This is a genomic window from Methanosarcina sp. WH1, from assembly GCF_000970005.1.
In the GTDB taxonomy this organism is placed as follows: Archaea; Halobacteriota; Methanosarcinia; order Methanosarcinales; family Methanosarcinaceae; genus Methanosarcina.
Window position 1 is genome coordinate 421,913 of record NZ_CP009504.1, and the last position, 11,855, is coordinate 433,767.

Annotated in this window: 11 protein-coding genes; 5 read left to right on the plus strand and 6 right to left on the minus strand. The window is 42.1% G+C overall.

Going from position 1 to position 11,855, the window contains the following annotated elements; all coding sequences use genetic code 11:
- Positions 1 to 158 precede the first annotated feature (158 nt).
- On the plus strand, positions 159 to 2,063 hold the full coding sequence (locus tag MSWH1_RS01915) for a phosphoadenosine phosphosulfate reductase family protein (protein WP_048125583.1): 1,905 nt from the start codon (positions 159 to 161) through the stop codon (positions 2,061 to 2,063).
- Positions 2,064 to 2,332: 269 nt separating this feature from the next.
- Here the strand turns inward: MSWH1_RS01915 and MSWH1_RS01920 are convergent, their stop codons facing one another.
- Both MSWH1_RS01920 and dinB read right to left on the minus strand, forming a co-directional pair.
- On the minus strand, positions 2,333 to 2,587 hold the full coding sequence (locus MSWH1_RS01920; protein WP_048125585.1) for a protease inhibitor I42 family protein: 255 nt from the start codon (positions 2,585 to 2,587) through the stop codon (positions 2,333 to 2,335).
- A 494-nt stretch (positions 2,588 to 3,081) separates the two neighbouring features.
- The gene (gene dinB / locus MSWH1_RS01925) at positions 3,082 to 4,182 is read right to left on the minus strand and encodes a DNA polymerase IV (RefSeq protein ID WP_082087999.1); all 1,101 of its coding nucleotides are present in this window, start codon (positions 4,180 to 4,182) and stop codon (positions 3,082 to 3,084) included.
- Between the two features lie 327 nt (positions 4,183 to 4,509).
- Here dinB and MSWH1_RS01930 point away from each other — a divergent pair, with 327 nt between their 5' ends.
- Both MSWH1_RS01930 and cbiQ read left to right on the plus strand, forming a co-directional pair.
- A complete protein-coding gene (locus tag MSWH1_RS01930) occupies positions 4,510 to 5,493 on the plus strand; it encodes an energy-coupling factor ABC transporter ATP-binding protein (protein ID WP_048125589.1) in 984 nt (327 codons plus the stop codon).
- Positions 5,494 to 5,529: 36 nt separating this feature from the next.
- On the plus strand, positions 5,530 to 6,336 hold the full coding sequence (cbiQ, locus tag MSWH1_RS01935; RefSeq protein ID WP_048125590.1) for a cobalt ECF transporter T component CbiQ: 807 nt from the start codon (positions 5,530 to 5,532) through the stop codon (positions 6,334 to 6,336).
- A gap of 97 nt (positions 6,337 to 6,433) precedes the next feature.
- Here cbiQ and MSWH1_RS01940 read toward each other — a convergent pair whose 3' ends face one another.
- The 3 genes from MSWH1_RS01940 to MSWH1_RS01950 form a co-directional block, all read right to left on the minus strand.
- Complete coding sequence (locus tag MSWH1_RS01940; protein WP_231585534.1) at positions 6,434 to 7,306, minus strand: nicotianamine synthase family protein; 873 nt, start codon at positions 7,304 to 7,306, stop codon at positions 6,434 to 6,436.
- A complete protein-coding gene (locus MSWH1_RS01945) occupies positions 7,248 to 8,147 on the minus strand; it encodes a nicotianamine synthase family protein (RefSeq protein ID WP_231585535.1) in 900 nt (299 codons plus the stop codon). The genes MSWH1_RS01940 and MSWH1_RS01945 overlap by 59 nt, the downstream gene beginning before the upstream one ends.
- A gap of 311 nt (positions 8,148 to 8,458) precedes the next feature.
- Positions 8,459 to 9,217 (minus strand): class I SAM-dependent methyltransferase, encoded by a 759-nt coding sequence (locus MSWH1_RS01950; protein ID WP_048125594.1) that lies wholly within the window; start codon positions 9,215 to 9,217, stop codon positions 8,459 to 8,461.
- Positions 9,218 to 9,772: 555 nt separating this feature from the next.
- On the opposite strand from MSWH1_RS01950, the gene cbiM reads away from it, so the two are divergent.
- The gene (cbiM, locus tag MSWH1_RS01955; protein WP_048125596.1) at positions 9,773 to 10,438 is read left to right on the plus strand and encodes a cobalt transporter CbiM; all 666 of its coding nucleotides are present in this window, start codon (positions 9,773 to 9,775) and stop codon (positions 10,436 to 10,438) included.
- Complete coding sequence (locus MSWH1_RS01960; protein ID WP_048125598.1) at positions 10,435 to 10,740, plus strand: PDGLE domain-containing protein; 306 nt, start codon at positions 10,435 to 10,437, stop codon at positions 10,738 to 10,740. The genes cbiM and MSWH1_RS01960 overlap by 4 nt, the downstream gene beginning before the upstream one ends.
- 76 nt (positions 10,741 to 10,816) lie before the next feature.
- Here the strand turns inward: MSWH1_RS01960 and nth are convergent, their stop codons facing one another.
- The gene (gene nth, locus MSWH1_RS01965) at positions 10,817 to 11,521 is read right to left on the minus strand and encodes an endonuclease III (protein ID WP_048125600.1); all 705 of its coding nucleotides are present in this window, start codon (positions 11,519 to 11,521) and stop codon (positions 10,817 to 10,819) included.
- Positions 11,522 to 11,855: the final 334 nt, after the last annotated feature.

Below are 11,855 nucleotides of genomic sequence, written 5' to 3' on the forward strand. Positions count from 1 at the left end.
CAAATACATAAGTCCTGCCACGGCTGCAAAATAAATTCGATATTAAAACTTTTTCATAGGAAAAGCTAAAACCTTCCACAAAAATTTTTGGTCAAGCTTTTTTTTAAAAAGCTTGAGCCAAAGCCTTTTAAAGGTGAACCTCGCTCAATCTGCATGACATGTCCAAACCAGTATACCTTGGCAAAATGCTCCTGCACTGGTGCGATGCCTGCAATGTGCCTGTGCTCGGAAAAAAGTGTGGGTGCGGCAATAGAGCAAAAAAAGTTGAGGTCACTCCTCCCGGCGATATTCGTCCGGCTTTTGATTATGATATAAAACGCATAAATTCCGTTTCTGAAAAACAGTTCAATGCTCCCCTTATCCCCGAAGGGCACCTTGTGGTGCTTAACAAAGCCCCTTATGAAGACCGGATGGATGAAATTATAGTGGACGGGGAAGTCCTTGCATCTATCAGGTTTGAAATAGAAAACTGCACATGGGTCCTGCTCCCCAGGCTTGAAGGAGCACGGCGGCTTTTTCAGGGCAGGGACCGGAAAGAACTTAAAAAATGGGTGGTTATCGAGCCGGAAATTATGCCTTTTATCCTGAAAAAAGGGGCAAGTATTCTTGCTCCCGGAGTCCTTGATGCAGACCCGGAAATCGAAAAAGAGGACGAGGTTGTTGTCCTTATCCCTTCAGGTGAGGTAGTTTGCTGCGGAAGAGCCCGGCTGACAGGCAGGGAAATGATTAATGAAAAGCGTGGGAATGCAGTAAAACCACGCTGGAGTGCAGAACCCGTGGCTGCAAAAACCCTTCCCTCGGGAAAGAGCTGGGATGATGCCGTAAAAGCCAATGAGAAAATCCTTGACTCAATGATAGGGATGGCTCATTCTTTCATAAGAAACGTTTCCGGAAGTATGGACCTGAAAGTCAGCGTATCTTATTCCGGGGGCAAAGACAGCCTTGCAGTGCTGCAGCTTGTGGATGAAACTCTGGACGATTATGAATTGATGTTTGCAGATACAGGGATTGAGTTTCCGGAAACCCTTGAAAACGTCAAAAAAGTTGCAGAATATTACGGAAAAACCCTCCGGACAGCGAGTTCGGGCGATTCTTTCTGGGAGTCCATAGGAGTTTTCGGGCCTCCGACAATGGATACGCGCTGGTGTTGTAAGATCTGTAAACTGGGACCCATTGCCAGGCTGATTGATGAATATTATGAGGGGGGCTGCCTGAGCTTCATAGGACAGCGCCAGTACGAATCCCATGCCCGCTCCATCAGTAATAAGGTCTGGAAAAACCCCTGGGTAGGAAATCAGGTTGGAGCGTCTCCAATACAGGAATGGACAGCTCTGCATGTCTGGCTTTACATCTTCAGAACAAAAGCTCCCTATAATCCGGCTTATGAGAAAGGGTATGACCGGATGGGATGCTGGCTCTGTCCTTCTTCATCCCTATCCGACTTTTTCCTGCTTGAAGAAAGTCACCCTGAACTTGCACAAAAACTCAACACCCACCTCCTGGCTTACGCAGAAAGGATGGGGCTTTCTCCCGAATGGGTAAAATATGGCTTATGGCGCTACAAACGCTACCCAAAGGTACTTCAGGAGCTTGCGGATAGAAAGGGAATTTCCCTGCTCCCTTCCCAGGAAACTCCCGGAGAGCTCCATTTTGAAGTTGCTACAGGATACAGGCCCTGCAAAGCAGGAGGGATTTCTGCGGATGGAAGTTTCGGTCAGGCGATAGATCTTGAATCTCTTGAAGAAAGCGGAATGCTCTATCCTGTAGGGAAAGCTTCCTTCATCGAAGGGGCTGCCTCTGTCACTCTGGGGGAGTCGAGAGCCCAGGTCTTTGCTTCCGGAAATGTGAATGGAAGAAGTGAAAACGAAAAAACCCTGAAAAAGCTCATGCGAATGGTCGAGTTCTCGGTAAGAAGAGCTGTTCTCTGCCAGGGTTGTGGAGTCTGTGTAGGACACTGTGAGCACAACGCAATTCAAATGAAAGAAAAAAGAGCTTGGATCAGGGAGAGCTGTATTCACTGCGGAGCCTGTATAGAGGTCTGCCCGCTTGTGAAATTTCTGTAAGTGTTAATCCAGTGTTAAATTTTCAGGCTGTCCACAGTTAATTAATTTCTTGACATTATTCCTGGCGGCTTGACTTACAGCTCCTATTTTTTCATGTCCTGTGCAGTGCAACTCCCTGAAGACCTCCGATTTCCTGTGATCCAGAATCGCAATTCGGGGAAAAAAGCAGATAATGTATAAAGTGAGTCCACGGCAAGGCAGGGCGGATGGACTTTTACCAGAGAAGGTGACCTTGCCAGGGCTCCGGATTCTGTGGCCTGTAAAATGTATTATTCGGCATCAATATTGATTTCAAAACAGCTTGCTATCTGGTTTCCCCTCCTGTATGTGCCTTTTATCTTTTGACTTCCCTGGCAAGTCACCTGAATATCCCATACATGGTATCCCATGCTTTCGGTCTTTTCCTCATCTTCAGGGACAAACATGTCCCTCATTATCTGTAAGCCGTTACTGGTTGCAATGTCCCAGCTAAATCCGCTGACTGGATTTTCCGGAAATTGGATTGTAAACGGTTTTTTGATCATATTGTCCCTCTCCTAACCGTCCTTATGCAGTCGTCCTTCCTTACCCACTTTATAATTCTTTCGCCATTTTTTGCGAATTTCAGATAAAGTACTTTTCTGAAGAAATCCGCATGTAGGGCTGATCTACATAAAATAATAGCCTCTTTCAAAAATGGGACCGAAATTCAGGTTATGGAAGAAATTTCGAACTATTACCCATATTATTATTACATTTCTTGTTTGATAAATTTTATGAAAAAATTCTCTTTGGGGTTAACAATAAAAAGGATTAAATCATTAAAATATTTTTAACTGCGGCAAATGTTGTTTATATACTAATTATAAATATAAATTATGTGGTTAACTGGAGTACTATAAATGTGTAATTGAGTAAACATTAACTCGCCTGATAAATCTCCTGGCTTGTACAAACAACCAGGTAAACACAGGATCTAAATAACACAAATAATGAGGTAGACCTAATCCCAAACATATGCACAATACAGCATTCAGGCTTAATAATCAAAAAGGCTTTTTTGACCCTTTTTTTTCTGGAGCCCTCCTACCTTTACCCCCACACGCCGGAGTTCAGTTCTGTTTTCCGAAAGGAATTCGCTCAGGATTTCTCTGGTTGCTTCAAGAAGGGCTTCCTTTGAAGAAACGGTATGGTTAAGTGTGCGGCTCCTGGTATACATCCTGAAATTTGAGTTTATGGCTGTAAAGGTTACAACCTTGAAGGAGAGTTCCCTTGAATTCAGTTTTTCAATAACGTCTCCTGCAAGCCTTTCCAGCAGTGGAATGATAAGTTCCTGATCCAGAGTATCTTCAGGCAGTGTTGCAATCCTCCCGATCTGTTCTGAGCCTTCCCTTTCCTTAAGGGGGGATTCATCAAGTCCTGTCGCAGCTTGTTTAAGCCACGTTCCCCGGGCTTTTCCAAAGGTGGAAATAAGTTTGATAACATCATGTTCTGCAAGGTCCTTTACCGTAACTATGCCCATTTCCTGCAATTTTTTTGCAGTTACATCTCCGATCCCCCAGAGTTTGGACACTTTCAACGGCCAGAGAAAACCTTCCAGATTTTCGGGGCTCACGACTGTAATCCCATCAGGTTTTTTTGCGGAGGAAGCCATCTTGGCAATTAGCTTATTTGGTCCTATTCCTATAGAGCAGGTCAGGTTCTCCTTTTCTTTTATTTCTTTCTTTATCTGCATCTCGAGTTCAAAAGCAAGGTTAAAGTCTCCCTCTGTCCTGTCGGTAATTTCAAGGAAAGCCTCATCAATACTTATCTGCTCAAAGGAATCTCCATTTTCTCCGGGGTCTGCATAGTTTCGGAGAATTTCCATGATTCTATCTGAAACCGAGGTGTAAAAATCCTTCCTGGCAGGCAGAAATACGGCTTCAGGATTAAGGTTCTTAGCCTTTGAACAGGGCATTCCTGCTCTGATTCCAAACTCTCGCGCAATGTAATTACATGTGCTTACAGATCCGCTGAGTTCGCTTCGCCCGGAGAGCATGCAGACTACAACTGCTTTTCCACGAAGTTCCGGCTTTTCCCGTTCCTCGATGGCTGCATAAAAATAGTCCATATCTATGTGAAGAATGACCCGCTGCATCACAGCAAAAGATGCGGGGAAGATTTGTATAATTATCTCTCAAACTAGCGTATAATTATCTCTCAAACTAGCGTATAATTATCTCTCAAACTAGCATATAATTATCTCTCAAACTAGCATATAATTATCTCTCAAACTAGCGTATAATTATCTCTCAAACTAGCTTAATCCACTAACCTTTAAAGATAATTTAAGCAATGAACATACACTTCAAAACGGAAAGTACAACCCATAACACATAAAAAAGATAACTTCATTAGCTGTGACATTATTTTTAAAAAAGGTATATTATAAGGTCAGTAGTGGTCTCCTTACAGGACGTTTTCAAGTATGAGCATCTCGAATCCCCCACACAACTCCGATGAAGCAAAAAATATCCTTGAAGAAATGGCAAGCAGGAGGAATCTTAAAACAGAGGCAATTCCTGAAAAAGCAGGCAATTCTTCTAAAATAACCGGTACCCCCATCCTTGAAGTAAGAGATCTCTGCCACAGATACCCTCACCTGGAGACTAACACCCTTGATAAAATAAACCTGAAGGTCCACAGGGGAGAAAGAGTTGCAGTGCTTGGGGCTAACGGAGCAGGAAAGTCCACCCTTTTTAAGCACCTTAACGGGATCTTACGCCCTCTTTCTGGAGAAGTCCTGGTAAAGGGAGAAAAAATTACTAAAAAGAATGTCCGGATGTGCAGGGAGGCTGTAGGAATAGTTTTTCAGGATCCTGATGACCAGGTGCTTGCTCCGAGTGTTGAAGAAGACATAGCTTTTGGACCGATCAATATGGGCCTGTCCAGAGTAGAGGTAGAAACCAGGGTTAAAGAAGCTCTGGAAATGGTGGGACTTACGGGTTTTGAAGAGAGGGCTCCGCACCATCTGAGCGGAGGACAGAAGAAACTTGTGGCAATCGCAGGCATTCTTGCCATGCGCCCGGAAGTTATTGTGCTTGACGAACCCACAGCAGGGCTTGACCCGTTGAGTTCAGCCCGAATTCTGGAACTTATAATTAAAATGAACAGAGAACTCGGGATCACCATGCTTCTTTCAACCCATGATGTGGATGTTGTCCCTTATTTTGCGGAAAGGGTTTTCGTACTCCATCACGGGAAACTTGAAGCTGACGGAAGCCCGGAAGCTATTTTCAGTGACCCTGAACTTCTCAGAAAAGCACATTTAAAACTTCCGAGAGTGGCTGAAGTCTTCGAAATGCTCCAGCAAGAAGGACTCAATGTAAACATACAGATTACAGCCGAAGCAGCCAGAGATGAAATCCTGAAGCTCATAAGCTCGGGACAGAAAACCGCTGGACTTGAGTGAAAGCCAAAAAGAAGGCTTCTTACTGGAGAATGTATAATGGTAACTCTCACTGATATTGAACGTGAATCCTATAAAAACAGCCCCATACACAGGCTTGATCCTCGGGTAAAATTATTCTTTGCGCTTGCTATAATTATTTATGTAGTTAGCCTGCCCAGGATTCACGATAAAAATATGGTTCGCCTTCTTGCCATAGAAGTTTATTTGCTGGTTCTTGTACTTGTTGCAGGGTTGGATCTAAGGTACTTTTTCCTCCGTATTCTTGCAATTTTACCTTTCGGGCTTGGAATTGCCCTTATCCAGCCTTTTCTGCGACCTTCCTTCGTAGAAAATTATACTCTTTACCCTCTTGACCTGCCTTTAGGTCTAAGCATAACCTATGAGGGGCTTGCCTTTGGGAGCACACTGCTTGCGAAATTTCTTGTCTGCATAACATCCATCGTCTTGCTATCTTCCACTACACGGTTGAGAGATATGGTTGCAGCAGCAGATAGGATAGGCATCCCGAGGGAATTTACCCTGCTCCTGAGCATGATGGTTCGCTATCTCTTTCTTTTCTGGGCCGTCCTTAAAAGGATAAGGATCGCACAGCAGACAAGGCTCTTTGATATCTGGAACAAAGATGTTCCGAAGAGATGGGTCCTCGAGCAGGTAGGAAACAGCATGAGCTCAATTTTCATACGCTCCTATGAGCAGGGGGAAAGAACCTATATCAGCATGCTTTGCAGAGGCTACGGAAGCGGGTACGAAAAATCTTATTACAAAACTAAAATCAGAACCCCGGATGTCCTTTTTGTGCTTCTGGGTGTAGCCTGTATATTATGTGTCCATCTTTATGTCTGAATGGTCTGCTGCATGAAATCTTTTAAGAACTGAGTATCATGGTTTTTGAAACCTATTTATGGTTTTGTAACTCTTTTCCTGCAGTTTCCAGAGATTTTTATCTTCGTTTCAGAAATACAACCGTATTATTAACTGGAGGTTCCGGCTGAACCCTGAGATATTCTTCAAATCCTGGCGGCAGATCGAGGAAGGAATTCCCCTCAAGGATTCTTCGGAGACCTTTTTCATAGAGGCGGTAGGAAACCTTACTCCCTTCGGGAAGTATTTTTGCGAGATGTTCGAACACCTCCTTTTTGGGTTCGGCCTGAGCGGCGACCATATAAAGGTCACATCTGGTTTCAAGTGGCAGATTGAAGTGGGTTCCTTCTATTATTTTGATGCTTTCGGAAAGCCTGAGGCAGGCAATTACCTCTCTGGAAATACTTGCCCTTTTTCCGTCCTGTTCAATTCCTATTCCGAAAAGGCCGTATTCGCGGCAGAGCAGTATCAGACTCAGAGGTAGAGGACCGCTGCCAAGAAAAAGAATACAGTCTCCGGGCTTCAGACCGGAACCTGTATATTCGGTCCTGGCAAGCTGCAGGTAGTTCGGATAAAATGTAAAATTTCGGAGAGTTTCCCATGGATTGGAGCTTCCAATAAGGTTTCTTGCTTTTTCGTTTTCAAGTTTCAGATTGTATATAAACCGAAAACGGGAAATCGAATCTATCAGAGCATCAAAATCCGGGCTTTTAACGACTACAGCAATAGACTTTTCATCTATTTCCAGGGCTGCGAGTTCGTCCAGCTTTTTAAATAAGGTATACAGTTCGCCTGAGGTATTTTCCTGAATTTCTTCCTCTCCAGACCCCTTTACCACAGCAGAAATCTGCCGAAGCTCAGCAACTAAGGAAGCAGTTTCGATTTGTGGGATGTTATTCACACTCCAGGAAGACCAGGGAGTTGTTAACCCGGCAGGAAGGGTGTATTTCATTTATTTTCCGAAACCCCCGGGTATGCTCAGGAAGGACAGGCCAGTAGAATAGTTGCCTCATGCCTGTATAGCTCCGATAACACACGGAAATAGGCTTACCATTCTTGGATTTTTTCTTTTTGATTATTGTATGAAGATTCTGGAAAATGCGAGATTTCGGTTCAGCAAGAGCTGCTATGAGCACAGAGCCCCATTCAAGTTTTGAAAGTACAGTTTCATCCCCTTCAATAATATTGATCTCTTTTTCAAGACCAAAGTGCTTTACACAGCTTTTTGCCAGAGCTACTGCTTCTGGGTCTTTGTCTATTCCGATGCAGTGAATGCCGTATAGTTTACTTAATAGCAGCAGGGTAACTGGAAGGGGACCACAGCCTATAAAAGCCAGAACCCTGATCCGGGAGGAATTCTGGAAATGGGTATTGATCAGATTTTTATATCTTGGATACAGGGGAAAGGATTCGAGCACTTCCCAGGGGTTTCCATTTTCAAGAATTTTTCGTGCAAGCTGGGTCTCATGAAGGCTAAAATAATTGCTGTAATTGGAATGGACTGCAGGAAGTAAGGCTCGAATTACCGGGTCCTGAAGCACACACTCACAAATCGTACTGTCAACATCCAGATGTCCCAGATCATCGAGCTCGGAAAATATCTCGTAGAGCTCTTCCAGGTTTGATTCTGCAATTATACTTAAATCTCGATCTTTAATATTATCGTAAAAATGCAATATGTGTGACCTTATGTCATATAATTGCGGCTCATATTCCTGAAATAGGGCTGAAAAAGAGTTGCCTTCAACGTTCAGTAGGCTGTTCATGAGTCCATATCCCTCGTTATTTTCCATTATTATTTTTCCCCTTTATTATATATTAAAAATTATAAAATTGTTTTTAATTTATAGTTAGTTTTTTTTGAATTGGAATAAAAAGCTTTCTACAATTTTGGACAAGTATGTATGTTAAAAAGTTTTATTGCATTAAGTAAAAAAAACAAGATGAAAAATGTAAAAGCAAATGGTAAATATCGTCAGGATCGTGTGACTATAAATAAAATATCATTGTTAACAACGATGATATAAAAATGTCAGGGCATTTTATGGAAAAATCCAGCTAATTAATAGGGCGAGGCAAAAAAAGCAGTTTGGGGGCAAAAAGCTTATTCTTGCTTTTTCTGCCCTGATACCAGAAAAATGGAGTTATTCTTGAGAAGTCTCTGTAAGAACGAGTGTCTGTTTTTTTGAAACTTCTGCACCCCAAGGAGAGGATTTATTGCAGTGTTCACAAGTCCGGTTTCGGAAAAGATGTGGGAGATATTTTCCGGGCTTATTTTCTCATAGAAAGGAAGAGAATTTCTTATCGGATTGTAAGACTTCTTGAATACCAGATTGTACTGGTTTTTCTTCGCAAAGCTTTCTGCTAACTCGGAAATTATTCTTTTGATACACCGATCTGGTCGGGGATCAAACCAGTTGCCATCTATGGCAAAGATCATCCCTCCAGGTTTGAGGACGCGCTTCCACTCGCTAACAGCACATGCAGGCTTCTGGAGGGTCCAGAGAAGGTATTTGTTCACAACCAGATCAAAGGAACAGTCTTCGAAAGGCAGATTTTCCGCATCTCCATGGAACAACTCAATTTTTAGACCCATGTTATCTGTGTTATGCTTTGCTTTCTCGAGCATGCCTTCAGAGAGGTCTATGCCTGTTACCTCATGCCCCATCTCGGCAAAAAGGAGGGCGAGAAAACCTGTGCCTGTTCCTACGTCCAGTACTTTTAAACGCTTGCCGGAAGCCAGGAAATTCTCAAAGATTTGTTTCCAGACCATACGTTCTTTCTCATCAAAGCCATTTACTCCGTTTGTGTAGGTGGAAGACCTGAAATTCCAGTAATTGGCAATAACTTCCTTGCAGTCCATAAATACTCCTCCATATAATACTGGATATATGGTAATATACAAATATTACTTTTTTTCATAATAAATATTACCAAAAATTAAAATCTGATGAGCACATATTACTCAAATGCTTATAAAAGCAATCATTCAGGGATCAAAAAGCTAGTAAAAATGGGACTGATGTGGATTAACACCAACTTTTCTTAGATGAATATCTATTCGACTTGATGGAAGATCCAAGGTTACTTAATTTGATTAAAAAATAATTATGCCAACACTGAAGGAGATTTCATAAAAAAAATTATCAAATAAAATAATACCAAAATGTATATATGTAATACTGAATTATTTAAAATTATACAGAAAATCTCCTGAAAATGACTCTCAAAATACACATTAGGAACAGTCATAATAGATATCTAATTGTAATAATTCACATGATAATACTTAACAAATTTTGACTTTTTGGGTTTTTTATTCTTTATGTAATGAATATTCTGAAAAACAAGGGATATGGAATGTTCACAGTGTAAATGAAATCTATAAAAAATAAGGTTTAAAAAGAGGAATAAAAAAATGCATATACCTGATTCTTTTATGCCGTTAAGTCAGGCAATTGTCTATTGGGTAATTGCCCTTCCATTTATTATCATGTCAATGAAGTGGGCAAAAAATGAACTTGATGAAATGAAAGTGCCAGTTCTTGCCGCCCTTGCAGCAGGAATCTTTGCTATCCAGGCAATGAATATTCCTATCGGAATGGGAACGAGTGGACACATGGTCGGGGCAGCCCTTGTTGCTATTGTTTTCGGAAGCCCCTGGGCAGGAGTTCTCGTACTTACGCTTGTGTTGCTTGTTCAGGGGTTTGCCTTTGGCGATGGCGGGATCACCGCAATGGGCGCAAATATCCTGAACATGGGAGTTGTTTCCGGGTTTGTGGGATATTATACGTATGTTGTTCTTCGTAAGAGTATGGGCACAATCATCGCAGCCTTTGGAGGTGCCTGGCTTGGGCTCTTTATGTCGTCAATTGTCTGCGCAGTTCAGATGTGGATTGCAGACATTTTCCCCCTTGTTCCAGGTCTCATTGCGATGGGCACCTATCACCTGATAATTGGTTTCATCGGAGAAGGGCTGATCACTGCAGTTGTAATCACAGCGATTTCAAAATCTCGCCCTGATCTGCTTGAAGACAGTTTCACTGACAGACCGGAAAAATCTAAGAAGGAGACTCATGCATGAGCGGTAACTCAAATATGAAATTCCTTTATGCTGGAATTGCAATTGCACTTTTACTTTCGGTTTTGGCCCCCTTTCTTGCATCTCCCGACCCGGACGGGCTTGAAAGTGCTGCTGGAGAGATAATTGATGAATCGAAAATGACCCAAATTGAAGAAATGGAACCTGCAGTAAGTTCTCCAATGCCTGATTATTCAATTGAAGGCATGGGGAAGAGCGGGGAAGTCCTGGCAATTGCAGTAGGAACGCTTGCAGTACTGGCAATCAGTTTCGGGTTTGGGAAACTTTTCAATAAAAAAGCTTGAGCAAAAATCGTTTCTCATTTTTGAAAAGCTATCTTCTTCCAGATAGTGGGAGAAGCTGCTTTTTAGCAGAATTCTGTTACTCCCCGATAAATATAATACTTGAAGGGCACAGCTCTTTTACAACACAAATGCGGCATCTGGGTTTTTTTGCCTGGCAAACTTTCCTCCCGTGATATATCAGGGTCATGGAAATTGAATCAAGGTCTTCTTTTCGGGTAAGGGCTATCAGATCCTGTTCGATTTTTTCAGGGTCGGAGTGCCTGGTAAATCCAAGCCTTCTAGAGACTCTTTTTACATGGGTATCCACGGCAATACCCTCTATTATCCCAAAAGCCCTGGCAAGCACTATATTCGCTGTTTTTCTCCCGACCCCTGGCAGGGTAATCAGTTCACCCATTGTCTTTGGCACTTCTCCATTATAGTGCTCGATAATCAGTTGCGCGGAAGCTTTGAGATTTTTTGCTTTGTTTTTGTAAAACCCTGTAGAATAAATGTCAATTTCAAGTTCCCTGAGGTCTGCGCTGGCATAGTCTTCGGCAGTCCTGTATTTTTTGAATAAATTTTCAGTCACCCTGTTGATCTGGACATCCGTTGACTGAGCAGAGAGGACAGTTGCTACAAGAAGTTCTAGTGGGTTGCTGTAGTTAAGAGAAGGTTTTGCATCCGGGTACTCTTCCTTTAAATGAGCCCATACCCGGTCAAAATTATGCCTGTTGTCAGGAATATCATACTCCTGCCAGGGCTCATTAGAGGTCGATTTCGTCGGTTTTTTTTCAGGCATCAAAAAACTCCATTATTGTTTTCATTTTCCCTGCCCCAGCCATAAGAACAATTTTCTCAAAGGAAACTGAATCTCTTTTTATTTTACCTTTTCCAGGCCAAAATCTAGATCTAGATGTAAGAAACCTCAATGCTTTAGCGTGAGATAGTTCACAAAATACCAAAAACTTAAAGAACTAGAACTCCAAGAGGTTCATGATTAAATGTTAACCGAAATATTGCATTTGAGGAGTTAAACTCTGATTTTTTCAATAAAAAAAAGTTTCTTACTAATAAAATAACGTGTAAACCATAAGTTTTATAGCTAATAATTTTTAAACCAAGTATATTGGTGA